At 40.3% G+C, this 25,719-nt stretch carries 26 protein-coding genes; 17 read left to right on the forward strand and 9 right to left on the reverse strand.

From position 1 onward, the window contains the following. Positions 1 to 140 precede the first annotated feature (140 nt). The 3 genes from rph to AC2SLT_RS02060 all read left to right on the forward strand — a co-directional run bounded on the left by rph (position 141) and on the right by AC2SLT_RS02060 (position 2,502). Positions 141 to 857: a ribonuclease PH gene (gene rph, locus AC2SLT_RS02050; RefSeq protein ID WP_486545782.1), complete on the forward strand. Its 717-nt coding sequence runs from the start codon at positions 141 to 143 to the stop codon at positions 855 to 857. A 63-nt stretch (positions 858 to 920) separates the two neighbouring features. Further along, positions 921 to 1,412: a hypothetical protein gene (locus AC2SLT_RS02055; protein ID WP_486545783.1), complete on the forward strand. Its 492-nt coding sequence runs from the start codon at positions 921 to 923 to the stop codon at positions 1,410 to 1,412. 355 nt (positions 1,413 to 1,767) lie between these two features. Beyond that, complete coding sequence (locus tag AC2SLT_RS02060) at positions 1,768 to 2,502, forward strand: hypothetical protein (protein WP_486545784.1); 735 nt, start codon at positions 1,768 to 1,770, stop codon at positions 2,500 to 2,502. A gap of 472 nt (positions 2,503 to 2,974) precedes the next feature. Here AC2SLT_RS02060 and hemJ read toward each other — a convergent pair whose 3' ends face one another. The 5 genes from hemJ to serB form a co-directional block, all read right to left on the reverse strand. Continuing rightward, entirely contained in the window at positions 2,975 to 3,409 is a 435-nt protein-coding gene (hemJ, locus tag AC2SLT_RS02065) for a protoporphyrinogen oxidase HemJ (protein WP_486545786.1), read from the reverse strand. Between the two features lie 56 nt (positions 3,410 to 3,465). Next, positions 3,466 to 4,596 carry a biotin synthase BioB gene (bioB, locus tag AC2SLT_RS02070; RefSeq protein WP_486545787.1) on the reverse strand — a complete coding sequence of 377 codons (1,131 nt, stop codon included), beginning with the start codon at positions 4,594 to 4,596 and terminating at the stop codon, positions 3,466 to 3,468. 226 nt (positions 4,597 to 4,822) lie between these two features. Beyond that, positions 4,823 to 5,329 carry a hypothetical protein gene (locus AC2SLT_RS02075; protein ID WP_486545789.1) on the reverse strand — a complete coding sequence of 169 codons (507 nt, stop codon included), beginning with the start codon at positions 5,327 to 5,329 and terminating at the stop codon, positions 4,823 to 4,825. A gap of 544 nt (positions 5,330 to 5,873) precedes the next feature. Continuing rightward, complete coding sequence (aciT, locus tag AC2SLT_RS02080) at positions 5,874 to 6,323, reverse strand: AciT family ciprofloxacin tolerance protein (RefSeq protein WP_486545790.1); 450 nt, start codon at positions 6,321 to 6,323, stop codon at positions 5,874 to 5,876. Between the two features lie 435 nt (positions 6,324 to 6,758). Then, entirely contained in the window at positions 6,759 to 8,066 is a 1,308-nt protein-coding gene (gene serB, locus AC2SLT_RS02085) for a phosphoserine phosphatase SerB (protein ID WP_486545791.1), read from the reverse strand. A 98-nt stretch (positions 8,067 to 8,164) separates the two neighbouring features. Between serB and AC2SLT_RS02090 the strand changes: the two genes are divergently transcribed. The 10 genes from AC2SLT_RS02090 to AC2SLT_RS02135 all read left to right on the forward strand — a co-directional run bounded on the left by AC2SLT_RS02090 (position 8,165) and on the right by AC2SLT_RS02135 (position 18,185). After that, positions 8,165 to 9,655: a hypothetical protein gene (locus AC2SLT_RS02090; RefSeq protein WP_486545792.1), complete on the forward strand. Its 1,491-nt coding sequence runs from the start codon at positions 8,165 to 8,167 to the stop codon at positions 9,653 to 9,655. 413 nt (positions 9,656 to 10,068) lie between these two features. After that, positions 10,069 to 10,344 (forward strand): PA3496 family putative envelope integrity protein, encoded by a 276-nt coding sequence (locus tag AC2SLT_RS02095; RefSeq protein ID WP_486545794.1) that lies wholly within the window; start codon positions 10,069 to 10,071, stop codon positions 10,342 to 10,344. 184 nt (positions 10,345 to 10,528) lie between these two features. Then, positions 10,529 to 11,092: a YecA/YgfB family protein gene (locus tag AC2SLT_RS02100; protein ID WP_486545795.1), complete on the forward strand. Its 564-nt coding sequence runs from the start codon at positions 10,529 to 10,531 to the stop codon at positions 11,090 to 11,092. 76 nt (positions 11,093 to 11,168) lie between these two features. Continuing rightward, positions 11,169 to 11,585, forward strand: a complete 417-nt coding sequence (locus AC2SLT_RS02105; RefSeq protein ID WP_486545797.1) for a YbjQ family protein — start codon at positions 11,169 to 11,171, stop codon at positions 11,583 to 11,585. A gap of 67 nt (positions 11,586 to 11,652) precedes the next feature. Beyond that, positions 11,653 to 12,150, forward strand: coding sequence for a YbjQ family protein (locus AC2SLT_RS02110; protein WP_486545798.1), 498 nt, complete (start codon positions 11,653 to 11,655; stop codon positions 12,148 to 12,150). A 225-nt stretch (positions 12,151 to 12,375) separates the two neighbouring features. Beyond that, complete coding sequence (locus AC2SLT_RS02115; RefSeq protein ID WP_486545800.1) at positions 12,376 to 15,321, forward strand: valine--tRNA ligase; 2,946 nt, start codon at positions 12,376 to 12,378, stop codon at positions 15,319 to 15,321. 32 nt (positions 15,322 to 15,353) lie between these two features. Beyond that, positions 15,354 to 15,665 carry a BrnT family toxin gene (locus tag AC2SLT_RS02120; RefSeq protein WP_486545802.1) on the forward strand — a complete coding sequence of 104 codons (312 nt, stop codon included), beginning with the start codon at positions 15,354 to 15,356 and terminating at the stop codon, positions 15,663 to 15,665. After that, positions 15,652 to 15,921, forward strand: a complete 270-nt coding sequence (locus AC2SLT_RS02125; RefSeq protein WP_486545803.1) for a BrnA antitoxin family protein — start codon at positions 15,652 to 15,654, stop codon at positions 15,919 to 15,921. The genes AC2SLT_RS02120 and AC2SLT_RS02125 overlap by 14 nt, the downstream gene beginning before the upstream one ends. Positions 15,922 to 16,185: 264 nt before the next feature. After that, positions 16,186 to 17,517: an AAA family ATPase gene (locus AC2SLT_RS02130; RefSeq protein WP_486545805.1), complete on the forward strand. Its 1,332-nt coding sequence runs from the start codon at positions 16,186 to 16,188 to the stop codon at positions 17,515 to 17,517. Beyond that, complete coding sequence (locus tag AC2SLT_RS02135; protein ID WP_486545807.1) at positions 17,514 to 18,185, forward strand: RloB family protein; 672 nt, start codon at positions 17,514 to 17,516, stop codon at positions 18,183 to 18,185. The genes AC2SLT_RS02130 and AC2SLT_RS02135 overlap by 4 nt, the downstream gene beginning before the upstream one ends. A gap of 134 nt (positions 18,186 to 18,319) precedes the next feature. Here AC2SLT_RS02135 and AC2SLT_RS02140 read toward each other — a convergent pair whose 3' ends face one another. Continuing rightward, positions 18,320 to 19,450, reverse strand: a complete 1,131-nt coding sequence (locus tag AC2SLT_RS02140; protein WP_486545808.1) for a sterol desaturase family protein — start codon at positions 19,448 to 19,450, stop codon at positions 18,320 to 18,322. Between the two features lie 308 nt (positions 19,451 to 19,758). Here AC2SLT_RS02140 and AC2SLT_RS02145 point away from each other — a divergent pair, with 308 nt between their 5' ends. After that, positions 19,759 to 20,217: a hypothetical protein gene (locus tag AC2SLT_RS02145; RefSeq protein ID WP_486545810.1), complete on the forward strand. Its 459-nt coding sequence runs from the start codon at positions 19,759 to 19,761 to the stop codon at positions 20,215 to 20,217. A 55-nt stretch (positions 20,218 to 20,272) separates the two neighbouring features. Here the strand turns inward: AC2SLT_RS02145 and AC2SLT_RS02150 are convergent, their stop codons facing one another. Further along, positions 20,273 to 20,797 carry a hypothetical protein gene (locus tag AC2SLT_RS02150; RefSeq protein WP_486545811.1) on the reverse strand — a complete coding sequence of 175 codons (525 nt, stop codon included), beginning with the start codon at positions 20,795 to 20,797 and terminating at the stop codon, positions 20,273 to 20,275. A gap of 119 nt (positions 20,798 to 20,916) precedes the next feature. Further along, complete coding sequence (locus AC2SLT_RS02155) at positions 20,917 to 21,642, reverse strand: hypothetical protein (RefSeq protein WP_486545813.1); 726 nt, start codon at positions 21,640 to 21,642, stop codon at positions 20,917 to 20,919. A gap of 861 nt (positions 21,643 to 22,503) precedes the next feature. Between AC2SLT_RS02155 and AC2SLT_RS02160 the strand changes: the two genes are divergently transcribed. Then, positions 22,504 to 23,544 carry an ornithine cyclodeaminase family protein gene (locus tag AC2SLT_RS02160; RefSeq protein ID WP_486545814.1) on the forward strand — a complete coding sequence of 347 codons (1,041 nt, stop codon included), beginning with the start codon at positions 22,504 to 22,506 and terminating at the stop codon, positions 23,542 to 23,544. 144 nt (positions 23,545 to 23,688) lie between these two features. Further along, positions 23,689 to 24,048, forward strand: coding sequence for a YbaN family protein (locus AC2SLT_RS02165; protein ID WP_486545816.1), 360 nt, complete (start codon positions 23,689 to 23,691; stop codon positions 24,046 to 24,048). Between the two features lie 310 nt (positions 24,049 to 24,358). Here AC2SLT_RS02165 and AC2SLT_RS02170 read toward each other — a convergent pair whose 3' ends face one another. After that, positions 24,359 to 24,817 carry a universal stress protein gene (locus tag AC2SLT_RS02170; RefSeq protein WP_486545818.1) on the reverse strand — a complete coding sequence of 153 codons (459 nt, stop codon included), beginning with the start codon at positions 24,815 to 24,817 and terminating at the stop codon, positions 24,359 to 24,361. 593 nt (positions 24,818 to 25,410) lie between these two features. On the opposite strand from AC2SLT_RS02170, the gene AC2SLT_RS02175 reads away from it, so the two are divergent. Continuing rightward, positions 25,411 to 25,620 carry a cold-shock protein gene (locus AC2SLT_RS02175; RefSeq protein WP_296403327.1) on the forward strand — a complete coding sequence of 70 codons (210 nt, stop codon included), beginning with the start codon at positions 25,411 to 25,413 and terminating at the stop codon, positions 25,618 to 25,620. Positions 25,621 to 25,719: the final 99 nt, after the last annotated feature.

Consider the following 25,719-nt stretch of genomic DNA (forward strand, 5'->3'; position numbering starts at 1 on the left):
GCCTTGCTATTGAAACTTCTACAAGATACGATATCTACAGGCCTTAATTTAAATCAACGTCGACAGGCTTTAGTCACTGAACATTCAATAAATTACTAATAATCACTCAATCAACAATCAATAAAGGATAATACTAAGTAATGCGTATAGATAACCGAGAGCTTGATCAACTGCGTGCCGTCACTTTTGAACGTCACTATACCAAACATGCTGAAGGATCCGTGCTGGTTTGCTTTGGGGAAACCAAAGTATTGTGTACCGCCAGTGTCGAAAATGGGGTACCACGTTGGTTAAAAGGTAAAGGTCAAGGCTGGGTAACGGCTGAATATGGTATGTTGCCACGCGCAACCAATACCCGCAACCAACGTGAAGCGGCTCGAGGCAAACAATCTGGACGCACTCAAGAGATTCAACGATTAATTGGGCGTAGTTTACGCGCTATGGTGGACCTAAATAAACTGGGTGAAAACACGATTTATCTTGATTGTGACGTGATTCAAGCGGATGGCGGAACCAGAACAGCAAGTATTACAGGTGCTGCCATTGCTTTAATCGATGCTTTAGAGACCTTACAAGCTAAGAAAAAAATTAAATCAGATCCTCTAGTTGGTCTCGTCGCTGCTGTCTCAGTGGGTGTCAAAAATGGTGAAATATTACTCGATTTGAACTATGATGAAGACTCAAGCTGTGATACTGATCTTAATGTGGTAATGACCCAAAAGGGCGAGTATATTGAGATTCAGGGTACCGCTGAAGAAAAACCCTTTACGCGTGAAGAAGCAGATAAAATGTTAGCCATGGCAGAAAAAGGCATTGCTGAATTGGTGAAACTACAACAAACGGCGTTAGGGTGGTAGTCGTAGCGTGATTAGCATCTTTATATCATACGTCATTACTGTTGATGTCTAAATAGGTCTACTATGCTACAAGTTACTGAAAATGGAGCAAATATCAGCCTATCTGGTAAGGCCCAAGGCTTTGGAGATGGGGTATTTTGGTTTGCTGTGGCGCTTCTGTTTGGTGCGATAGGTGTGGCGATGGCGATGAGTCTATTGCCAGAACGGTTAGCCATCGGGGCGCTGGCCGTATTGGTGGTGTTTAGTTTTGTTTTTAATAAAATGCGCAATCAGCAAAAAAAGGACGTAAAGCACCACATCAGTAGTGGCCTATTAAAAGTTCACCCTGGCATGTTTGAGCATAACTACCTAGGTAAAACGCAGCGTATTGTTGTCATGAGTAACGATGTCATTCGCCTCAATGCCAAAGAGCTGATTATCTCTGATGCTGAAGGTAACAATAAGTGCATCGTATCCGGTTTTGAAACGGAAAAAGAAGCACAAGTGATGCAAGCCATATTGCAAGGTCAGCAGCTAAGCAAACGTAATGCTAATATTAAGATGCAGTCGTCTTAAACGGTATTTTTTAAAATCGACTATCTTAGCGGATAACGTTTTGGGCAATTTATTTTTAGGTAGCTAGTTTTTATACTCAAACATTTATTATATTATTATAGTAGGCATATTATGTAGCGTGTGGTGTAGTGAATCGAAACCCACGGTTAAGTTTTTATTCACTTTAAAGTTTGTATTTGAATTAAGTTATGATTATAGTTACTTATTTAACAGTACTTATTTAGTGCTAATCTTTAGACGCTAAGTCGTTTTTGAATTATAGAATAAAGTAGTTTTTGAACGATAGAATACCCGCTAAAAATGTTCTCTTTAATAATAAAATAATGACAATAACGATGATACCTAGGAGCATCAAATGGATGTGTCCACTTTAGACTCAATGTATAACGCTAACGGTCAATCTCTTACGTTAAAATATCGAAAAAAACTCTCGCTATTGAGCTCTGTTTTGCTGTGTTTAATGATGAGTTCTGCGGGACGTGCAGATGAATTGAGCGACTTGATTACCTTAAAGAGTCAAGTATTTGAACATTCAGCCAACGTATCGAACCCTCCCGTACATCAGACTTCTCCCGATTCGGACAATGCCGTCTCGAACACTCCCTTTTCAGTGACCTTCTCACACAATTCAAACTTTTATCAAAGCTATGCGACTGCCCCTAATATCGACCCTGACCATATAGATACGTTATATCAAGCTGAGCAAAGCGCTGCCCCTGCTAGCAAAAAAGTATTGCAAACTGTACGGCAAATGGCTCTAGATAATAAAGAAATTATTAAAGGATCATGTTGGGATTATCTAAATGCCGCTTTTAACAGAGCAGGGGTAACGCGTCATACCGTCTTCAAGGGAGAGTATCCCACAGGGCCATTTGTCGATACGAATGAGATTCAGCCTGGGGATTGGCTATATTATGTCAACCACAGCTACAATGACATTGAGCATAGTGGATTATTTGTAGGCTGGCTTGATCGGAGCCGCAATCAAGCGTTAATCTTAAGCTATGCTGGTGAGCATCGTCATGAGCCAGCACGCTATAAGGTCTATGACGTGTCTCATACTTATAATATAATGCGGCCTAGTTTTTAAAGCCTGACTTTAAAAAAAGGTAAGTAAAGTTTGGTTTACGGATTTAAGAGCTGTCGCTAAGAGCGGCATATATAATGCGAATTTATGTTTTTTTATACCTGCAAAAGTATAGACTAGGGCGTGTGGAACATTCGACCATGGCACTGGCGGAGACTATTTTTTAGTCAATATGCAGTGAAAATTTTGACGCTTAGTCATTCTAAGTTAGAACCCTAAATTTTCAAAAGCTGCCATATATTGGCAAAAAAGAGTCCCGCCCTCACTCGAGCATAGCTCTCGCCTTGCGAACGGGCAAAGCAGTGCTTTGCTTAATCCGTTCTCAGGGCTGATACTAAAATCGCCTCAGACGTTGTTACAAACCTAGCCAAGGTCTAGACATTAGCGTCAGTTTGCGCCTAGTCTGGAACGATTTTAGCTATCAGCAGTGCTAATTTGCGAATGTTCCACACGCCCTAAGCTTTTCAATAATCTCTTAAAATGGCTTAACGATAACCAGTATAACGACCGCAATTAAAATAAATACTGGCACTTCATTAAACCAGCGCCAAAAAACATGCGTCTTGTGCTGAGGATTTTCAGCGAGCTTGTTGCGATAAGCGCCGCACATACCATGATAGGCAGACAAGAGAACCACTAAAAACAGCTTAGCATGCAGCCAACCTTGAGTTTTATAAGCATCCCATCCTAATACCAACATCCAAATACCAAACACCCATGTCGCAATCATAGCGGGGGTCATAATGCCCCGATACAACTTTCGCTCCATAACCACAAAGCGTTGTTGGCTAATGGTGTCTTTACTCATAGCATGATAAACAAACAGTCTGGGTAAATAGAATATAGCCGCAAACCAGCACACCATCGATATGACGTGCGCCGCCTTTATCCAATTAAAATATTCCGCCATATAACTGCCTTTTAAGTCGTTACTTTTTATAGTGCTATAAATAAATTCATTTTAAATCAAACAAAACTTTGATGACCAGTTGAGGCATCAATGACGGTCAATCCAGGCTTCGGCTCAGTTGCTTTAAGTCCTAACATCTGCATTAATCGGTCGTCATTAGATTGGCTGGCATTACCCGTCGTTAGCAGCTTATCCCCATAGAAAAATGAGTTAGCCCCTGCCATAAATGCTAATGCCTGTTCTGAGTCTGAGAGACTTTCGCGGCCTGCTGAGAGTCGTACATAGCTTTCTGGGCAGCAGATACGAGTTACCGCTATAGTGCGTATCCATTCTAAGACAGGCAGTTGACCCTCTTTTAACACCTTGTCACCAAGCGGTGTACCCTGAATGGGTACCAGTAAGTTAACGGGTATGGACTCAGGCGGTATTGGCATACTGGTCAACTCATAAACCCAGTCAATACGATCTTCGCGACTCTCGCCCATGCCAACGATACTGCCGCTACAGACATTTATACCCGACTGACGTACATTCTCAATAGTTTGCAGGCGATCATCATAGCTGCGCGTGCTAACCACTTGATCGTAATAGCGGCGCGAGGTGTCCAAGTTATGATTGTAGTAATCAAGTCCTGCATCCGCTAACTGCTGTGATTGTTCAGCCGTCAACATACCTAAGGTCATACAGGTCTCAAGGCCAAGTGCTTTGACTTCCTTAATAAGGCTAGCAATATAGGGCATGTCTTTGGCACTTGGATGTTTCCAAGCCGCACCCATACAAAATCGAGAGGAACCAGAGGCTTTCGCTTGTTTGGCCGCCGCAAGGACTTTGTCGATCTCAAGTCTCTTTTCTGCTTGCAGTTTGGTCTTATCTCTATAGTGACCAGACTGTGAGCAATATCCGCAGTCTTCCGGACAATTACCAGTTTTTATCGATAGTAAGGTACTTATCTGTACCTCATTGGCGGTAAAGTGCTGACGATGTACTGTTTGCGCTTGCAACAGCAAGTCCATCAACGGCGACTCAAATAATTCGGCAATATACTCACGCGTCACAGGGCTATTTAGACGCTCTTTTTTCAACTTTACATCGTGTGCATTATTACCTAATGACTGTGCTTTCGTGTTTGCTGGCGTGTTCGAATGTTGACTTGCAACAGGCTCTGTCGATTGAATCAAAGTGCTCATACAACAATCCTTTGTATTGTTTTTTAAAATTGTATCACTTAATGAGGGTCATTAATGGACATAAAAACGCCTAAGTAGCTTTCATTACTTAGGCGTCACTTAGTTCATTAACACACTTTAGCCATTTATCAGATGAAAAATCGGATATAACAGAATAGGGTCAATCATACTCATAAAACCAATCATAACCCAGTAACTTATACCATTAACTTATAGAAAACGTATGCTATTTAGAAAACTTATGCTTAGCTATATCTAGAACTTGAGACGCTATTCCTTGTGCTTTATTGGCAAAAGGACGTGCTTTTTTAATAAAAGGTTTAAGCTCTTCTGGAATAGGGGGAACAATGTGTTTCGCCAATTGATTAAACCACATAAGCAAGCTGTAGTCGCCTTCCATAACCAGCTCTTTATCTTGAATGGCAGTCATAAAAGCAGCAACATTGCCGCCCGTTAATAGCTTAACGCCAGTCATTGAGTCTTTAAAATCGATACGCAAAGTAGGCTCATTGGCAGTACCAGAATATTGATTAAACGTACCCTCATCAAACACATAATAACGAGCTACGCCATCCGCTTTACTACCAAGCTCGATGCTGACCTTACGGTCTTTTAAAAGTGCGGCAATATTTGGATCATCACTTTTTGCCAACATGGATAATCGAACACCGACGGCAGCAAGTAGCGCATCTAATGGATTGGCTTTGATATTTAAGATAGGAAGAGTAAACATGGGGAAGTCCAAAATTAAAAAGTGAATGAAACGAAAACCAGTTTATAGCGTTATAACGTTTTAAAACATACTGCGCAAGTTGATTGACAGGTTAGGCTCTTATACTGATGAACCAATTATACTATCTACCAATTATACTATGTTTTCATATTAGGGTTTGTTGAACATTCGGTATTAAAAGATCGTTATTAGAGACAGCGACTCTAGGGCAAATATTTATAGACTTTTTGATTTAGTATATCTGTGCTTAACTATATCAGGTGTCAATAAATAAAATACCAGTAGAGACATAGCCAACAAGTCAGCGCCATTTTGCATGGGCCGACTTGTTATCCATCAGGTACTTTTAGCAAGTAATTGCATTGGTATATTAATTGGTTTAATAGTTATCCAATGGTTAGTAGTGCAATGCTCTATTGGTAGCATAAAATTTAGCGTGCTTTCCATAGCTTATTAATAGGGTCTAATTGCTATATAGCTTAATTAAACTTTTGACTGATAAACTTTAGATTAATAAAAGGTTAGCTTAATAGCCAGATGATAATTAGTTACGGAAGCGAGGTTCATAGTTATTATAAATAGGTGTGTGCTCTATATATTTTTCACGAGTATTGCTTCGTTTGCTCAGTTTTGGTACGAAAGATGAACGACGAGGCGGTCTAGATACCACACCAGTGCGCTGTGCAGGTAAGCTTGCCACAAACTTCTTATAACGATAGGTGAGAAAGGCACCAATGGCAAACCAACTGAGGAGTAATGCCACGCCATAACTATAGCTGCTACTAATAGCTGTCGTATTCACTAAAATAGATTGGATACCTTCCACAACAACCCAGTAGCCCATTCCTCCAAGCATATAGCCTAGAAGATAACGACGGCCAGATAAAAGGGTGGCTGCTATGCCGACAGCGAGTAGCATATAGCCTAAAACAGACCAAGATAAAAAGCCAGAAAGCCAAGATTGACTGATAGCCAGAATGGTTAGAATTGCCATGTTTATTGCCTCATGTACGGTCAATAGGTATAACACAAAATAGGAGAGATCGAGCATCGTTTTTTGCGATTGATTAAGTATTATTATGCCGATGTTTTATTAAAATACAAAGAATATCTTGATAACTTACGACAACGATTGTCGTTTAAATTGGCTAAAAATTTGACATGGGCTTCAAGGCTAGAGAATTCATAACACCCGCAAAAAAAGTTTTTTTAAAAAAAATTGTAAAGATTTTGTGTATTGAAATTTACGGTCAATTATTTCATTATTTTAATGTCTTTTTTTTAAACGCCTAACAAACATAAACCCGAAAATCGCACTCTATAGACCTGTGCTAGGGGCTTAAAGTACGATTTTGGAAAGGCTTCATGTTACGGGTTTAGTGATATATTGACCTTGCCATTAGCGAGATAAGTCATTGAAAGACAAGAATTATAACAAATCTTGCGCGGCATAACCTAATACATATAGTACCCCTTCAAGACCTGTGGCATTGATAGCAGCATCAGCACGAGACCGAACGATAGGCTTAGCATGATACGCCACACCAATATCAGAGATAGCCATCATGGCTAAGTCATTTGCCCCATCTCCAACACAGATGACTTGAGACAATGATATGCCCATACGCTGCGCAATGAGCTCAACGATCGCCGCTTTACGATCGCCATTGACAATAGGTAGGACGACATTTCCCGAAACAACCTCGTGTTCAATATCTAGCACATTGGCATGGACCTCATCAATCCCAAGCTCTTTGGCAATCCGATCAGCAAAAAAGGTAAACCCACCAGACACTAGCACCGTATGATAGTCCAGAGATTTTAACGTCGCTATCAGAGTACGTGCGCCAGGAGACAAGCTTAACTGATTTTGGATAGTATCAAGCGCTGAAGATGATATGTTTTTTAATAGCGCAACCCGTTCACTAAATGAGGTGTCAAAGTCAATCTCGCCACGCATAGCAGATTCAGTTATGGCGCTCACCTGGTCACCTATATTGGCTTGTTTTGCAAGCTCTACGATAACCTCTTGCTCAATCAACGTTGAGTCCATATCAAAGACGGCAACCTTATGTGGACGCAACATTTTAGCTAATGATACGATATGACAGTCAATGGCGGCATCACCCCCTAAATCATCTGTGATAGGTAGGGCTTCAATAAACTGACCTAAATGCGTGGTGATACTATCGTCTAATAAACGTGCCGCCGCTGCTTTTTTGCCGGGTTGCATCGTTGCCGTGTCAGTCGGCATTAATATATAACGATAAGTTAGGACAGAAGTAAGTCGATCGCGGCCGGTATGATCTTGTAATGTATCAGTGCTGCGAACGACTTTTATAATTTGCCATAGGGGGTTATTGCTTGCCCATTCGCCTATATGAGCTTCAAAGGCTGCTTTTTTAGTAAGCTCAGTGCCTGCTTCTTGTCTTAAAGCCTGTTGTTGGACCACCACCGACAGCGCAAATACCGGTAAAGCTTCTAGTTGCTCAATAAGATCTAAGGAGATTTTACCGTAATTTTGCTGGTTTTGATCAAAGTTAACATCGGAGAAGCGAAGTGCATCAGGTAATAAATCGTTGGCTTTTTGTAAGGCACTAATCCATGCCTTCAAATGTGCTGTCATACCTGAACCGAAGCTGGCAAAGTTTGCAGTGGCGTTTACAGGCGTATTTTCAATATTCTCATGCGATAAAGACGCATTATTTTGAGTATTAGTTGTAGTATTTTTTGTCATCGTGAGCTATGCCCCTTGTAAGCGTAAGCAAGATTAGGAATAATAGAGCGTACTTAACGTATAGTACCCCCTACCTTTTAACAAAAGTTTAGCATAACATGACCTATTTAGCGCCACGGCAAGGCTTGTTTGCCATAATAATTCTCATCAGTTTTTTTATTCACACTACTTTGTTGCTGATTAGTACCGATCAGCAGCTTGATGAGCTCAAAATGCAAACAGGCGAACGAATGTTGGTACAACTCATTGACGAAGTCAAGCTGCCTTTACTGAGTAAAGATAAAGTCAGCTTGAGCGTCCTGACGGGACGATATACCAGTGAGAATAATGTCGCCAGCTTAGCTATCAAAGATATTGACAATGAAGTGCTACTGCAGACGGGGCAGGCGCAACTACTCGACGGTAATAAAATTAGCCGTGACGTTGTCATGGGTGACACGGTGATTGGTAAAGTCGAGATGACGCTGCGTGATACCAGTAATGGTGAGATTATTGCGTCCCAGTGGATATTTATTTTAGGGTCCTTTATTACCCATTTATTAATCTGGCTCATTTATGGTTATATTGCCCGTCCGACACGCGCCCAGTTGGCAGCTTTAAGTCGTGATGTTCAAGATTATTTGATCACTCAGCGACAACACGGCTTAGGGACAGCTCGGACTCGAATTACAGAGGATGATGAGCAACCAGAGGTAGCAGGGGATGGGGTTAAAGAATTAAGTATCCATCAAGCTTTGAGTAAATATATTAAGTCGCAGCAAAATGAAGAAGGGGGTCATGACGATGCGGATCATAGCAGTCGCGCAGAGCATGGCGATCAAAGCTTAGCTTATAATCATAATAATAAGTCACCGTCTTTACTAGGTCATTTATCAGATATAGACGCTGGTCTTGAGGATGGGGGTGAGGCAGAGGCGGCTCAATCAACTACAGCCACTAACACAACTGATGCCAAACAAGCGGCATCTAGCAAACAAAAAGCATTAGCCTCAGACAGACCGCTTGATGTGGCGGTCTTACAAATTCGTTTCTATGACCCCAACCATTTGTTAAATACCTTGGCACATGAAAAGTCAGAACCCTATTTTGTACTGTGTACACAACTGCTACAACGTACGCTAGATGAGCTATTAAAACAGCCGATTTTGTTTGGTATAAAAGTCAAAAACCAACCAAGATTTGACGAAAATGGCGCCATTGTAGAGTTTTACGGTACCACTAGTCATAGCAAGGCAGGGTTGGCAGCGGTGATGCTGGCTAAGGCCTACGTTATGCTTAATGAGGTGGCGTTTATCAAGCATCGTGAGCTACAAAGATTTGCGTTAGAAGTTGTGGTCGGGGTCAGTGATGAGGCAACCAGTGAAAAGATGGAGCAGCTGCTATATAACAATGCTTATGCTAACGATATTTTAACCTTATTACCGGTTGAGGGGATAAAGCAGTTACGTGGTCATATTCAGTTGGATAATCTAAAAAATCCAACCACGGTGTATGAACGTGACTGTGCTTCACTGCAAGGAGTGGGTGATTCGATGATGCAACGCTTAATCGAGGTTCGTGATGCGGTATTGTTGTCCGCTTTAAATTAAGCAATAGCAAATTTCGATTGGCTAAACTAAAGTCGCACATTAAAAGTCTAAGATTTATTTTAGATTGATATTGTATTAAATTGTGCATCACCTACTTAAGTAATTGAAGTTATAGGCTGTTTAAATAAGTAGCTAGGTAATGTATAGGTAGCTTATAGGTTATTTAGAGAAATCTAGACAGTTCTTATCTCTAAAGCTATGCCGATTGAATAAAGACGTGTTAGGTTTAAAAATAGCAAATTAAAAGCAGTAAATTAAAAGCGATGTATTAAAAACCAGTGCCTTAAAAACAGTGCCTTACAAACAATAATTTACAAAAAGGGGCTATAAAAGTCTCTAAGAGTTCCCATAAATCAAATTGATTGCAAAAATCAATAAGTCAAAACAGACTATTATGCTATAAGGAAAAGAATATGAGTGACAATGATCTTGATGACTTCGATGATGACAACTTTGAAGATGACGATGACGCTAAAAAGGTAGATGAGGCCGAAGTTGAAGCCGCACGGTTGACCAGTCTAGAGAAGCGTCGTCTGATAGATAATATGCTAGAAGAAAAGCGTTTGGCCCGTGAGCTCAAAGATGGCTTTGACGATGACTTCGATGATGATTTAGATGACTTTGACGATGACCTCGACGATAATTCTGACGAAGACGATGGCTTCGAGGACGATTTAGAAGAAGACTGAAGAGACGAGTAGTATTGGCGGTTAGCCGGAGCTGACCGCTATTGCGAATGTCTTAAAAATAATGTCTTAAAATAATAATAGCCCTTTTTAGTCTTCTACTATAAATCTTCTACTATAAAAACCACAAGAAAAATCTAAAAGCTCATTATAATAACCCCGACTATAACGATAAAAAGAGACCGCTATGACCCTATATGAACTGCAAGATTATCTTGATTCAGATGATAATGAATACGGACTTGATAGTATCGCCACTCACGGTTTTCTGACCGCAACAGTCGTAGGCAAGCCGTTGCCAAATTGGCTGTCTCATCTTTTTGAAGGACAAGAGTCTAAAGTTGCCGACGACATTAAAAAGGCTATTAAAGACTGGCGCAACGAGTTGTTAGAGAGCTTGCAAAGTGAAGAGGGTATTATCCTGCCTTTAGAGATTGATGAAGATTCAAGCGAGATAGACTTCTCCTCTGAGTCAGAATTAGCGGCATGGTCAATTGGCTTTGTTGATGCTATGTATGGTGATGATAGTGTCGATTGGTTTGACGATGAAGACACCGCTGAGGATGTCGCCATGTTGACTTTGCCAATGATTTTATTTAGCGGCATTGACACTATCAACGAAGATAGTGAGGAAAACGAAGACGGGGATTTGGCAGAAATTCGCCGTGATGATGACGCCTTAGCACAGATGGCAAATAGTATTGAAGGCAACTTAACTGAGCTGTATTTATTATTTAATACTCAAGACTAGAGCAACCTAAGCGACTAAATACAAGCGGCTAAATACAAACGACCAAATACAAGCAACTCAATATAAGCGACTGACCATGCAATTATCAAACCTTGAGCACTTACCTGGCTACGTTATTACCGAACGTTTAGATGTAGTATACGGCAGTACAGTGCGCTCAAAGCATGTGGGTAAAGATATATTTGCAGGCCTAAAGAACCTCGTGGGGGGTGAGCTGACCGCCTATACCGAGCTGCTTGAAGAGTCACGCCAAGAAGCTATTGAGCGTATGACGGTCAAGGCCCAAGCGCTTGGCGCAGATGCCATTGTGGGTCTGCGTTTTTCGACATCTAGTATTGCTCAAGGCGCATCCGAGCTGTTTGTCTATGGTACAGCGGTAAAAGCGGTGCCTGAGTCTCAGTCTAATGCTTCAAACAATGCCATGTCTCAGCCCCTATCATCCTCTAGCGTACCTCCTTTACCCGAATCTGACGCTCTTAACAAGTTTGACTAATCGTGTTGCCAATTATCTGCAAAAAAGTTAAACCCAGTAACGCTATAATGAATAGGACATCATATTAATGGACGTATTTCTTGATTTTTTAATCAACAATGGCGTCTTTATTGGCCTATTTTTAATAGGTTGGCTTTTTGGTCGCTTTAATGAGCGCGATCATTTGCAAAAGCTGGCTGCTGCCGAAAAGGAGCTGGGCCATATTGTCGTTTCTAGTGAACGCTTCTATCAACCCAAAATAGCCGAAGATACTCAAGGCGCATTGGTCATGGGAAGTGTGGTGATTGCGCAAGATTATTTTAAAATGATCATTGCCAAAATTCTAAATTTCTTTGGTAAAAATTTGACAACCTATGAGACCTTGTTAGATCGTGCCCGACGCGAGGCGTTAGTACGCATGAAGCTTGAAGCTCAATTTATGGGCTATAATCAGGTGTTTGGGATACGTTTAGAAGTGACCAGCATCAATGCAACAGGCAGTATGATCGAAGCTATTGCTTACGGCACAGCAGTTTATACTGTTGATAATCCGAAGATTCCGCCGCCGTTGCCGATGGTCGGTTAGAGATTTTGTTCTATCATTGAGAAAGTTTACCAAAGCTCAATCATCTTACGTGGTTGAGCTTTTTTATATTCAAGCTTTAACTATAAAGTCGGGATATAGTACGTTACTCGATGTTGATTTAATATGACTCTAACAAAATCCGCTAATCTGCGTTAAAATCACTCTACTATTAACTTTATTCAACCTATAAACCCAAAAAACCATTAAAAATAAGACAATTCAATTATGAGTAATCAAAACCTAACTACCTCCATCCAATCTGCCTTAAAACAATTAGAAAACGCCTATAACCCTAGCGAAGTAGAGCAAGGCATGTATCAGCGCTGGGAAGACAATGGCTATTTTAAGCCCAGTTTTGATAGCAAGGAGTCGTTCTCTATTGCGCTGCCACCGCCCAATGTGACGGGTAGCCTACACATGGGTCATGGCTTTAACAACGCCATTATGGATTCGTTGACTCGTTATCACCGTATGCTAGGCGACAACACGCTATGGCAGCCGGGTACCGACCATGCGGGTATCGCCACTCAAATGGTGGTTGAGCGTCGCCTTAATGCCGAGGGTATTAAGCGTACTGACCTGACTCGTGAAGACTTTATCGACAAAGTATGGGAATGGAAAGAAGAGTCGGGCGATAACATTACCCGTCAAATACGTCGTTTAGGTAGCTCGGTCGATTGGTCACGTGAGCGCTTCACTATGGATGAGGGCTTGTCCAATGCGGTAAAAGAAGTGTTTGTGCGTTTACATGAAGATGGCTTAATTTATCGGGGTAAGCGTTTGGTGAATTGGGATCCTAAATTCCAAACCGCATTATCAGACTTGGAAGTTGAAAACCATGACGAAAAAGGTTCGTTGTGGCACTTCCGCTATTATTTCACTGATAAATCGGTTAAGACCCAAGACGGCAAAGACTATGTCGTTGTTGCAACCACTCGTCCTGAGACTTTACTCGGTGATACAGCCGTTGCGGTCAATCCAAAAGATGAACGTTATGCACACTTAGTCGGTAAAACCATTACCTTACCGATAACAGGTCGAGAAGTGCCGATCGTTGCTGATGACTATGTCGATATCGAGTTTGGGACGGGCGTGGTCAAAATCACCCCAGCGCACGACTTTAACGACTATGAATTGGGTCGTCGTCATGACACGCCATTGATAAACATCTTTGATAAATACGCGCATATTTTGCCAGCGATGGAAATTTATCCAGATCTGCAAACCCGTGACCCAGAACTTGAGGCAACCCCTGACGCCTACATCGGTTTGGAGCGGTTTGAAGCCCGTAAGCAATTGGTTGCTCAAGCTAAAACTGAGGGCTGGCTAGAGGACATTGAAGACTACCAACTTAAAGCACCTCGTGGTGACCGCAGTGGCGTGATTGTTGAACCGTGGTTGACGGATCAATGGTATGTGGCGATGGAGCAACTTGCCAAACCTGCGATTGATGCGGTGGAAGATGGCAGTATCGAGTTTGTGCCTGCTCAATACAAAAATATGTATATGGCATGGATGACTGATATTCAAGACTGGTGTATCAGCCGTCAATTGTGGTGGGGACATCGCATTCCAGCATGGTATGACAATGACGACAATATTTATGTGGCACGTGACGAAGCCGAAGTACGTAGTAAATACAATCTTGATGACAGTGTTGAACTGCGTCAAGATGAAGACGTGTTAGATACATGGTTTAGCTCAGGATTATGGACATTTAGCACCTTGGGTTGGGGCGACCGCAGTGATGACAAACGAGTGCTTGAGACTTTCCACCCGACCAGCGTGTTGGTCACTGGCTTTGACATCATTTTCTTCTGGGTGGCGCGCATGATAATGCTGACCATGCACTTTATGAAGAATGAGGACGGTAGCCCGCAAGTTCCGTTCAAAAAGGTCTATGTGCATGGGCTAGTGCGTGATGGTAATGGTCAAAAAATGTCGAAATCGAAGGGCAACGTGCTTGACCCGATTGACCTCATTGACGGTATCGACTTAGAAAGCTTGGTCGTCAAACGCACCAGCAACATGATGAACCCCAAAGACGCTGCAAAAATTGAAAAACAAACCCGCAAAGAGTTCCCAGAAGGTATTCCTGCCTTTGGTACTGATGCGTTGCGCTTTACCTTTACCTCACTCGCCAGCACAGGTCGTGATATCAACTTTGACCTAAAACGGGTTGAGGGCTATCGTAACTTTGCCAACAAAATTTGGAACGCCAGTCGTTTTGTATTGATGAACTGTGTTGATAAAATGGAAGAAGGTGAGGCGGCGTCGGCATTACCTATCGACCAAAGCGCCAATCCCGACGTATGGGAATTGCCTGAAAAATGGATTATGAGTCGCCTCAACTCGACCATCAGCAATATCCATCAACATTTTGCCCAATATCGCCTTGATATGGTCAGCCAAGATATTTACGAATTTATCTGGAATGAATATTGCGATTGGTATGTGGAGCTTGCCAAGGCGAGTCTTAATGATGACTCGGTGAGCGACGAGCGTAAAGCGCAAATTCGCTACGTGCTACTCAACGTATTAGAGACGGCGCTACGATTTACTCATCCGATTATGCCGTATCTGACCGAAGAAATTTGGCAGACTATTGCCCCCTTGCTTGAACGTAAAAACACTGACAGCATCGTGATTGCCGACTATCCACAAGCGGATACCAGTCAAATCAATACCCAAGTCGAGGCAGACATGGCATGGCTACAAGCGCTTATTGCTGGCGTGCGTAACATCCGCGGTGAGATGAAGCTGGGTAATGCGGTGCGCTTGCCTGTGTTACTTGAGAATATCACTCAGGATGAAACCGAACGTCTAAACCGCATCGAAAACCAGTTTAAAGCACTCGCCAAAGTTGAAAGTCTGACTATTGTTAAAGAGGGTGAAGAGGTTCCTCTATCGTCCTCAAGCATGGTCGGTAAACTGCGTATTTTAGTCCCAATGAAAGGGTTGATTGACCCGACAGCAGAGCTGGCACGTTTGGGTAAAGCGCAAGAGAAGCTACAAAAGCAAGCCGACGGTATCGCTCGTAAACTGGCTAATGAAGGCTTTGTGAGTAAAGCACCGCCTGCCGTTGTCGATGCGGAAAAGGCGAAGCTTGAGGAACTGGAAGGTCAGCTTAAAGTGATGAGTGAGCAGATGGCGCAGTTGAAGGCGTTGTAACCCAATCTAAATTTGAGATAAGAGAGCGTTAAATGGGAAGATTGGAATACGACTATATTGTATTTGAATGGGATGACCAAAAAAGTCAGACTAACTTAACTAAACATGGTTTGCTACTTGAAGATGCGATTAATGCCTATCTAGACCCGAATGCGCTTATTCAAACTCATCAGGTGATAGACCGTGAACAGCGTTGGCGTACCCTCGGACGTATACATAATGCTGTTATACTTTTTATTGGGCATTTGTTATATGATGATGAATTAGACCGTGAAGTTGTTAGGTTGATTACAGTCAGAGAGGCGACTACTCAAGAGGAGAGGACTTACTATGACAATCGTTAGAAAAGTTATCAATAAAGATAATATTCCAGATCTAACCGCTGAACAAAAAGAGCGGCTAGAAGCCTTAAAAGACCGTCCTATTGACTTGTCTGATGCACCTGAGCAATTGGACTGGAGTAATGCAGTGCGAGGGCGATTTGCTAAAAAACGCTTACCCGTTGATGATGACGTGTATGAGTGGCTACAAAAAGAGGGTAAGCCTGCCGAAGTGCGTTTAAATGAATTACTGCATCAGTTGATGGCGGGTGAGGAATAGCAAGTCCCGAAAATCATTAAAGTACCACTTCAATCGGGGCTAAAATGCTTTATTACTAGTGGTACATTAGGTAGTTTAGTATTCCTATTGTGTATCGAATTTTATCAGAGCAATAATCGCCAAATCATAAAATTATTAAAGAAAATATCGACAAAACATAAGTTAAGTGCTAATTTAGGTTTAATTTATGGAAGATATCACCATAAAACTAGTTAAAATTATGATCTTATAACTTCTTAAAATATTTTAATAAGTAGAAAAGCTATGTTAGTTGAATTTTCGGTTGAAAATTTCAGGTCAATTAAAGAAGAGCAGACATTATCTATGGTTAAAGCCAAAGGCGATAAAATGCCTGATAATTATTATGACCCTCAAGCTCAAACTGTGCCAGAACTGTTGAGAACAGCAGTTATTTATGGAGCAAATGCTTCAGGTAAATCAAATTTACTACGAGCATTGTTTCAAATGAGAAGTATTCTTAAAAGCTCGTTTAATAAAGAGTTAGATGAACCTATATCTATTACCCCATTTCTATTTGATCCAGTAACAAAATTAGAACCCACTACGTTTAGTACTTCTTTCGTAGTTAATATACCTAGCGATGATAAAGTAGGTGTAAAGCCGTCTTTAGTTGAGTATGGTTTTTCAGCTGATAAAGATAAGGTATACGAAGAATGGTTAAGTGTATATCCGAAAGGTCGTGAACAAGGATGGTTTCATCGTTTATATGATAAAGAAAAAAAGGATTATAGCTGGAGCGACTCATCGCTTTTTAAAGGTCAAAAAAACGCTTGGATGCAAAATACAAGGTCTGATCAATTATTTCTATCTACAGCGGTACATCTAAATAGTAAACAGTTAAAACCTATTTACGATGCATTAACAGATAATATTATAATTATAGGCGGTGATAGAATAGGCGACCAATTTACTAAAGATTTTTTTCAAAATAATGAAAATAACAAGCTTATGTTATTGGCTTTTATGCAAAGTGCTGATATAGATGTTGATGATATTTTAATAGAAAAACCAAAAGTTAAATCTATAAAGTTTCCTGAAGATATGCCTTTAGAGGTTCAAAAAGAGCTTTTAAAGAGAATACAAGAAGATGGAGAAGTTTTTTTTGTACATACCGATAGTCAGGGTAATAAAGTAAAAATTATGCTTCAGGAAGAGTCAGATGGGACACAGAAAATGTTCGAATTTGCCTCCCTTATTTTTTCTTCGTTGAAGCATGGCGGAGTTCTCATTATAGATGAGTTTAATAAAAGCTTGCATCCTGATCTAGTAAGGTTTTTAGTAAAGCTGTTTAACTCAGACCAAAATGTAGGTAATGGGCAATTAATCTTCACTACTCACGAGACCTCTATATTACGTCGTGACCTTCTACGTCGTGACCAGATTTGGTTCTGTGAAAAAGATAAGGAAAAATCTACTAAGCTTTACTCATTAAGTAAGTTCACTTCACGTGATGACGGTAGGGAAGACGTTGAGGAGTATTACTTACATGGACGTTATGGCGCTAAGCCTATTATAAATGATTTTATCTTTTATGACTCTCATCTGGATGGTTCTGAAAAAGTGAGTGAAGCATGAGTAAAAAGAAGAAACGTACAGGTTTTATTCGGCAACAAGATACAATTGAAAGGCATAAGAAAGTTTTAATAGTTTGTGAAGATAGTAAGTCTAGTCCATATTACTTTAAAGATTTAGTTAGGGTAGAAAGACTATCTGCAATTGATGTTGAGATAACGGGTGATTGTGGATCTGACCCTATGTCAGTTGTTAATAAAGCGATTGAACTTTATGATAATAGTGTTAATGATAATATCCCAGCCTCTACGTTTGACGAAGTTTACTGTGTTATAGATAGAGATGGGCATCAAAATTTTGATCAAGCAGTAAATAAGATTAGTGATAATCGCAAAAATAGTAAGCCTTTCAATATAGTTCGTTCTTATCCTTGTTTCGAATTTTGGTACTTATGCCATTTCAAGTTTACAAGGACAAGCATTGGTAAAACAGGTACTAAAAGCTCCGCAGAAAAGTGTATAAAATTATTGAATAAGGAATGGCGGTCTTTTTTCAATAAAAGATATGAAAAAAAGCAATCAGGGCTTTATAGGCTGCTCTATGATAGGTTGCCTACTGCACAAAGTAATGCCAAAGGTACTCTAAAAGATGCTAAAGATACGGGTGAGATGAACCCATCAACTGAGGTTCACAAGCTCGTCCATGACTTAATCCATATTAGAGAAAAATAGTAAGTCTTTTATTTTACTTTCGTTTCTTGATACCCTAGAAAAATTCTAGTCATTAGAAGAGAAAACCGCCACACTCTGCCAACGACAAGCCAAATCGGTAACAGCTACCCTATATTTAAATCTGTATAACTAAATCAATTTGTCTTACGTTTTTCGTTTTGTAACGGATAAACCATTTGCGCCACAAAACCTTCAGGTACTTTTGTATTTGATGTCGTACCATATTTTTTGGGTAAGTGAGCGGGCAGATGAGCGGTTTTGAATATCACATCATAAATGGGTAGAAAGGCGGCAAAGTTTTTATCCCATGCTTCTTTTTCTGACGAATGATGCCAATGATGGAACTCTGGCGTTGCCAATACCCAGCGAAAATAGGGGAAGCGGAAACGGACGTTGGCATGAATAAAAATCGCATGAAAAGAGATGAATACCAAATAAGCATAGGTTGCCGCTGGAGAGAAGCCCATAAACAATAAGGGAATATAACCCACAAAACGGTTCACAATCAGCTCAAACACATGCACCCGACTCGCTGCCAGCCAGTCCATTTGATGCGAAGAGTGGTGCACCGCATGAATGCGCCATAAAAACGGGACTTCGTGCATCGTGCGATGAATCCAGTAACTAAAGAAATCCACCACAATTAAAATTTCTATAAATTGCAGCACTAAAGGCTGACCACTGACGAGCCGATGCCAAGTGGGATTAAGCCACTGGTTAAATAACATCTGTGCAGGAATGATCGTAAAAAAACTGAGTAGCTGAATACCCAAATGACTAAACATAAAGTATTTAATGTCGGTTACCCAGCCAGATCGTAGCAGCTTTTGCTCTTTATACTTAGCATAAAACCGCTCCATCGGAATAAACACCAACGCGGAAATTAACAGGGTCAAAATAAAATAGTCTAAGCCTGCATAGACACTACGGTCGTAGTAATTGGGTTCAATCTGTCCTGAGGCGAGCAGGGCGGCAAGAGCATTGAGTAACATACCCGCCATGCCCCACCGTTTAGACGGATTACGCAGTAGGCTAATGACACCTGAGACAAAGCCAATAACGATACTGGCAAATAACACGCCTCGTAAAATATTTGTATCGTATAAGGGTCTAAAATCTGGCGTGGTGAGCAGATTAGGGAATAAAAAACACAGCGCAGTAAGCGAGGTAAGAATACCTAAAGACAGGGCAATAAAGGCGGACACTTGTCCCAATCCTTTTTTTATTTCTCGGTCTTCTAAATGTTTTCGCAGTAATTTGCTCATAGGTTTAATCTGTTAATACAATTTGAGTTCAATTTAGCATTGTTTAGCAAAAATTATCAAATTAATTGCTCAACATTATTTTATAAATGATGCATGATTGAGGCTGTATAGATATGATTGAATCATAATTTACCCTTAGTATCTAATATTAAGTTTATTAGTCTACTCATGACGGAGCATTTGAAAGCGTTGTAGTGCTTAGGGTTCTTTGATTTAGTTTATTAATTTGAAGGCCACCTAGTTAGGTGGCTTTTTAGTATTAATCAATATAAAGTAATATGAGGAGACCATGTAGGTAGAGTTGAGAAATGAAGACAGAAGATATTATTGAAGCTGTAAAAGATGGGACATTTGCTAATAGGTTTATTGTCCCATCAGATTTTAATGCTTACGAGGTTATAAGCATTGCTGATATGAGCATACTAAATAATTTGGCAGAAAATAGAGATAAATTTTTAGTTTTATCTAAGACGGAATCATGGGTAAAAAATAGTGTAAGACAACTCATGTTAGGAGAGATGGATAAGTTTAATGCCTACCTGAAAGGAATTAGTGAGGGTGCATGCTGGTGTACTAAATATCGCTATTTCAAACTAAACCCAGAACGAGAAGAAAAAATGGGGTTCGTCAATATTCTAGAAACTATTGAATACAATGCTTATTGTGAGTTCTCATATAAATGCCAATGCAGCCAGTGTGGTACTATTTATCAATGTCATTCTCATGAATCAGGGTTCGGAATAGCTCATGTATGGATAAAAGAGTGATAATGATGGGGAAATTAATTCATAATGACATGCCATCAGGTTTTGAGAGTTGTTTTTAGCTTTCAAAAAAAGTATATAGCTTCTGTTTCCAATCTGCTTGACTAAAACGTCTAAGTTCGACCGCCTTATCTACACTAAATAGATCTTTCATCCACTCTTTAAGCCAGTAGCTAACTCTAGTGTTCTCGTGATTTATAGCATCATTATAGATGCTATAAATCTTACTTACTAAATCAGCAGTAGGTAATAAGGTGTTTAGATAATGCAGATATATATTTACATACTCAAGATTAGCATCATGAAGTCCTTCAAAAAAATAAGGGTAAATGCTAAATTCTCTTGGTGTTAGGAAAAAATGATCATCATTAATATCTGCAACCCAGTTACTAACGTTCTTATAGTTTTGTACATCGCAAAATATGGGGTGAATTAAAACTGGGTCTAGATAATCGTCAACAATACGATAGTACTCGTATTCAATACCGATAATTTCATAGTAATTACCTACTATTAAAGAGGGCGCTGGATAGTAGGTATCAATTGGGTCACCTTGGACGTTTTCTCTGGCTATTATTTGCATATACAGTATTTATCAATATAAGTCACGGTTATGAATATTATTAAACTAGGTTTTCGATATCTTAATTATATCAAGTTACGTTTTAAATCATGCTGGGTTTAGCTATAGACTACGCATAACTAATTTGCCATAGCTTTCAGTGATTTTAACTGTTCTAATAAAATCTTACGATTATAGCCTCTAAACTCTTCCCCACCACTCTCACGAATTTCAAACCCTTCAATGGCATCACTTGACGGCATTGTACCCGCATATTTCCCTTTATTATCTAATACAAGCACAATGGGAGCGTAATATAGCTGACTGATATCATATCCTGTCGTAGCAATAGCCTCATTACCATTAGCATAACTACCATCGATGTGAGTGACGACAAAATTATTCGCCACATACTTATTTAAGGCTTTGGCATCGCTAATATCTTTGGGTGTTACTTTTTCACGCATCGCCCACGTTTGAATATCGCCATCAGCGTAGCGCCATTCATAATCAAAAGTTTGAAACTGACCTTTAAAATAATTATCTATAACATGACACCAAATACACCATTCACCTCCATAAACAATGAGCACATTTTTAGACTCTTTTTGAGCTTGTGCAATGGCAGAGTTGAGAATATCTACTTGGTCACCACATTCATCATACAATTTTGCGTTACCGTCTAGACAGTCATCAGGTAAGGTAGTTGGAAAATGAGTGATAGGAAGGGAGGCGTTAGAGTCATAATTATTGCTGTCGCTTAAGACTTGATGCTGTGTAGTGTCGTTAATTTGAGAACAGCCAACTGCCAGTGCGCTTGCTAAAGTTACGATTGCTAATATTTTAGAGTTTTTAGAAGTAAGCATGATTTTGGTTAGCCTGAATTCGTATTGAGTTACGTGTTAATAATACTGGGTTAAAGTTACAGCCTATATTAAGCGCTGGTTTAGGGCTGCTTTTATCAGAATATTCCCAATAATATCCAAAGCTAGTACGTATATCCACCAGTTATAACCTTGAGAGCGGTTTAGCCCCGATTGTAACGGATATACTGTACGGTTGAGTGAGTTGCAGGGACTTGGTTTAACAAGTCTCGCGAAGCAAGAGACTTGATAAACTCTCGTCAGTGCCTCACTCAAACGTGCAGATAGTAGTGGAAAGCGGGGAATAGCTCCATATTAAAACTATAATTAAGTATGAGAGTTATTGGGTTTAGCCATACAATGAACATACAACTCACCCTTAGCCTCTAAAACTGATATATTAAATATGCAGAATTTTAGTTGCCTAGGGCTAAAAAACCGTTATAGCAATACGCTGTAACGGTTTTTTAATTTATAAAGAGCGTATTTAAAGAGACAATAAAGCCTATTCAGCTTTTGTAGAGAGGATCTATCATGACAACTATTAGAATGACGCTTATATTACTTATCTCAAGTCCAATTGTCCTAACAGCCTGTACAGTCACCGGACTTGCTGGTGGTATGACAGGACATTAAATGGCGCAGACATACCTTGTCTTTCGTATCTCAAACCTGCCAGCTAATGCCACCGCTTAAGAGGATTGCTTTAAACGGATAGTTTCCAATGTAATAAATCACTAAACACTGACACATTTATCAACTTGTATCACTCTTAGGCCTCCTATCATAATAAATTATATTATAAAAACAGGATCGAACAATAGATTCGACTTATAAACTCTTAAACAATCTATAAGGCCAGTTATGCAAATTTTAGATATAGAGACCGTCAAACAGCAATTGACTATGCCAATGGCTATTGAAGCCATTGAAAATCAATTAAAACGACAACATAAACACCCAAACTGGGTAAAAAGTCCTGAGCGTTTGGTGATACCGACTTATAATGAAACAGACAGCCATCAAACAGGCTCTCATTTGTCTATGCCCTCTGTAGTATTTGATGGAGAAGATGAATATGCCGTGGTTAAAATGGTTAGCATCTGCCCTGATAATCCAAAGCGTGATTTACCGACTACGGTCGCCACCATTACGGTATCTAAGACGGCAACAGGGGAGACTCTTGCCTTTATGGATGGGGTGTACGTCACTCAAGTTCGAACGGCTGCTTTATCCGGCGTTGCCACCAAATATATGGCGGACCCAAATAGCAATACCGTTGCAGTTGTCGGTACTGGTGGCATGGCGTATGAGCAACTCAATGCGGTATTGACCGTTTGTCCGAACATCACTCAGGTTACCTTATGGAATCGCACTCATGAAAATGCAAAAACCTTTCAAGCGACGTTTGAGAAAGAGTATGCACAGTGGATCGATAAAGGTATTAAATTAACAGTGTGTGAGCGTTTAGAAGATGCGATAAAAGATGCTGATGTGATTAATTTAGCAACGCGGGCGACGGAAGGGTTATTTGAGGTCGATCAGGTCAAATCGACAGTGCATATTAATGCAGTGGGCGCTTATCAGCCTCATATGAAAGAGGTTAGTGACTCAGTGATTGAGGCCTCAACGCATATTATCATCGATGATCTGGAAGGGGGAAAGCACGAAGCAGGAGACCTTATTCAAGCTGACGATAATAAAAGCTGTGACTGGGTCTGGCAGGACTTAACAGGTGAATTGATTGATTTAGTTAGTGGCGAGCTGGTCATTGATGCAAGTAGTACGAACAAAGGGGTGTCTGTATTTAAATCTGTTGGGACTGCTAGTTTTGATGCTGCGGTAGCATTAAAGATAGCTCAAGTGGCATCCGATGATAAGTTAGGGCAATCAGCTAAACTATAATACTATAATCTGCACACTTTAAATTTAAATAGCACTTCTTGCCTTAATGTAGCTAATAATCAAAAATAACATGTTTAAATAGTTATGACTCTATCCTCCAAACACCGATATACAGGTAATATTAATCAGTCCAAGTATGCTCATATGCGGTGGCTATATCTGGTGCTGGGATTTATATTTTTTGGGTTAGGTGTCGTAGGTGCGGTACTGCCCGTAATGCCGACCGCACCCTTTATACTATTAGCAGCAGCCTGCTGGGCACGAGGCTCAAAACGCTTTTATTTATGGCTCATCAACCATAAGTATATGGGCAAGTATGTGAGAGACTGGGAGGAGCGCCGAGCCGTGCCTAGACGTGCTAAGTGGTTGGCTTGTATTATGATGACCCTATCTGGCACCATGTTATTTTTCACGGTGCCTGCCGCATTTATTTGGGTAGCTTGGAGTGTTGCCATAGTCTGCTTTTGCGTGGGGGTATATCTTTGGCGCTTGCCAGATGCCTAGCGGATACTATATACAGTTATAGTATGCAGACTGCAGATCCTGTGGTGTAGCAGAATGTGATGTAGCCAAGCAAAACCCACGGCTTAAGCCTTGACTATCAAAATAAAAACATAGCTTGTTAGTTATAGCGAGTATACAAGACACAAGTGAGCCGATTTCGCATACTTCAGTAGTAGACTAGACTTAACGACGTTAGCCTCGTCTTTTGACTTTATTGGTTGCCGACGACTATACTGCGCCAAACTATAGCCCCTATTAAGACCACTTTTAGGCGACTTTATTTAACGTTTGACTCAGCTATTTTACAGGCTTATTTTACTGGCTTTTCTAATTTAACCACCAACACATCGCATGAAACATTTGGCAAGATGCAGTCAGCAGTAGCCCCATTGATCCATGCTGAAATGCCGTGACGCTCGTGACGGCCGATAACCACTAAATCAACCTCATTCTTATGGCAGTAATTAATAATACCTTCACTATTTGAGATGGCGGTAGTCACTTCTTGGTTGTTACAATCTAAGCCATTACGCTGTAGAAACTTGGCTAAATCCGTTGTTGCATTTTCACGGCGCTCATCATCGATCTCATCATAAAGACTTGCAGCAGGGATCATTTCATAACCAAAGCCAACCACCGCGTCTTTAATGATGTGCAGTACGGATAACTGAGCATCGTTTTGACGTGAGTGAATGTATTTTGCTTTTTGGGCAACGACATCAGCATCAGAGCGTAAGTCAGTGACTAACAAAATATGTTTATAGCTCATAGCAATACCTATTATATAAGTCCATTGTCAAAGGGATGGGGGTGGATTTAATAACGTCTAATAAATGTGAATGATGAACGGTCGTTAACTATTACTTTAACCGTTAATTCTTTTTCTCTTTCTTTATCTACTATCATATTCCTATTTAAGGATGGTTTCAGCCTCAATTTGCAACTTTTCAGGTTAGTTTAAGATCTTTAAGCGATAAGATGAGTATGTTTTACTGACTGTTATTCAACTTGTATCTATACTGAATCTTAGAATTAAATAAATGCACCGCTTTGATTAGGATATGTTTCATTCTTCACTATGAGTAGGGTTGTAGATAGTAGGGCAGTTAAGGCTATTTATGGCTTTTCCTTAATAATTATAAGACAGACTTAAACTTATTTAAAATAAAGCTTGCATAAGGGGTGGGTAGGACATATACTTTGCTCCTGCTTAAGAGAAGTCCTGCAGCAAATCATTACCACGTAGTTTAAGTTATAGCCATTACCAGATAGTTATAATCCTTCGTTTTAAGATTTACCGTTCAGTAGCTCAAAGCTTTACCCGACCAAATTGGTCATTATGTTTAAAATTAGGATTATAATATGTCAGATACTATCAAAGGTACCGTAAAGTGGTTTAACGAAGCTAAAGGTTTTGGCTTTATCGCTCCAGAAACTGGTCCAGACGTTTTTGCTCATTACAGCGAAATCGCAAGCTCAGGTTTCAAAACCTTAGCGGAAGGTCAAGAAGTTGAGTTCACAGTAACTCAAGGTGCTAAAGGCCCACAAGCCCACGGTATCACTGCAGTATAATGTATTAGTCAGCGACCACTCATTCAATGAGTATTAACTGACAATAGATTCATACAATAAAAAACGAGCCTTTGGCTCGTTTTTTTTGGTTGCTACTTT

This window comes from Psychrobacter sp. CX18, assembly GCF_057396215.1.

Coding starts and splice junctions, on each gene's coding strand:
- AC2SLT_RS02115 (WP_486545800.1), top strand. CDS start 12,376: ATGAGTAATCAAAACCTAACTACCTCCATCCAATCTGCCTTAAAACAA.
- bioB (WP_486545787.1), bottom strand. CDS start 4,596: ATGAGCACTTTGATTCAATCGACAGAGCCTGTTGCAAGTCAACATTCG.
- AC2SLT_RS02125 (WP_486545803.1), top strand. CDS start 15,652: ATGACAATCGTTAGAAAAGTTATCAATAAAGATAATATTCCAGATCTA.
- AC2SLT_RS02170 (WP_486545818.1), bottom strand. CDS start 24,817: ATGAGCTATAAACATATTTTGTTAGTCACTGACTTACGCTCTGATGCT.
- AC2SLT_RS02055 (WP_486545783.1), top strand. CDS start 921: ATGCTACAAGTTACTGAAAATGGAGCAAATATCAGCCTATCTGGTAAG.
- AC2SLT_RS02150 (WP_486545811.1), bottom strand. CDS start 20,797: ATGCAAATAATAGCCAGAGAAAACGTCCAAGGTGACCCAATTGATACC.
- hemJ (WP_486545786.1), bottom strand. CDS start 3,409: ATGGCGGAATATTTTAATTGGATAAAGGCGGCGCACGTCATATCGATG.
- AC2SLT_RS02135 (WP_486545807.1), top strand. CDS start 17,514: ATGAGTAAAAAGAAGAAACGTACAGGTTTTATTCGGCAACAAGATACA.
- AC2SLT_RS02090 (WP_486545792.1), top strand. CDS start 8,165: ATGACCTATTTAGCGCCACGGCAAGGCTTGTTTGCCATAATAATTCTC.
- serB (WP_486545791.1), bottom strand. CDS start 8,066: ATGACAAAAAATACTACAACTAATACTCAAAATAATGCGTCTTTATCG.
- AC2SLT_RS02140 (WP_486545808.1), bottom strand. CDS start 19,450: ATGAGCAAATTACTGCGAAAACATTTAGAAGACCGAGAAATAAAAAAA.
- AC2SLT_RS02175 (WP_296403327.1), top strand. CDS start 25,411: ATGTCAGATACTATCAAAGGTACCGTAAAGTGGTTTAACGAAGCTAAA.
- AC2SLT_RS02160 (WP_486545814.1), top strand. CDS start 22,504: ATGCAAATTTTAGATATAGAGACCGTCAAACAGCAATTGACTATGCCA.
- AC2SLT_RS02075 (WP_486545789.1), bottom strand. CDS start 5,329: ATGTTTACTCTTCCTATCTTAAATATCAAAGCCAATCCATTAGATGCG.
- AC2SLT_RS02100 (WP_486545795.1), top strand. CDS start 10,529: ATGACCCTATATGAACTGCAAGATTATCTTGATTCAGATGATAATGAA.
- AC2SLT_RS02105 (WP_486545797.1), top strand. CDS start 11,169: ATGCAATTATCAAACCTTGAGCACTTACCTGGCTACGTTATTACCGAA.
- AC2SLT_RS02130 (WP_486545805.1), top strand. CDS start 16,186: ATGTTAGTTGAATTTTCGGTTGAAAATTTCAGGTCAATTAAAGAAGAG.
- rph (WP_486545782.1), top strand. CDS start 141: ATGCGTATAGATAACCGAGAGCTTGATCAACTGCGTGCCGTCACTTTT.
- AC2SLT_RS02145 (WP_486545810.1), top strand. CDS start 19,759: ATGAAGACAGAAGATATTATTGAAGCTGTAAAAGATGGGACATTTGCT.
- aciT (WP_486545790.1), bottom strand. CDS start 6,323: ATGGCAATTCTAACCATTCTGGCTATCAGTCAATCTTGGCTTTCTGGC.
- AC2SLT_RS02165 (WP_486545816.1), top strand. CDS start 23,689: ATGCGGTGGCTATATCTGGTGCTGGGATTTATATTTTTTGGGTTAGGT.
- AC2SLT_RS02095 (WP_486545794.1), top strand. CDS start 10,069: ATGAGTGACAATGATCTTGATGACTTCGATGATGACAACTTTGAAGAT.
- AC2SLT_RS02120 (WP_486545802.1), top strand. CDS start 15,354: ATGGGAAGATTGGAATACGACTATATTGTATTTGAATGGGATGACCAA.
- AC2SLT_RS02110 (WP_486545798.1), top strand. CDS start 11,653: ATGGACGTATTTCTTGATTTTTTAATCAACAATGGCGTCTTTATTGGC.
- AC2SLT_RS02155 (WP_486545813.1), bottom strand. CDS start 21,642: ATGCTTACTTCTAAAAACTCTAAAATATTAGCAATCGTAACTTTAGCA.
- AC2SLT_RS02060 (WP_486545784.1), top strand. CDS start 1,768: ATGGATGTGTCCACTTTAGACTCAATGTATAACGCTAACGGTCAATCT.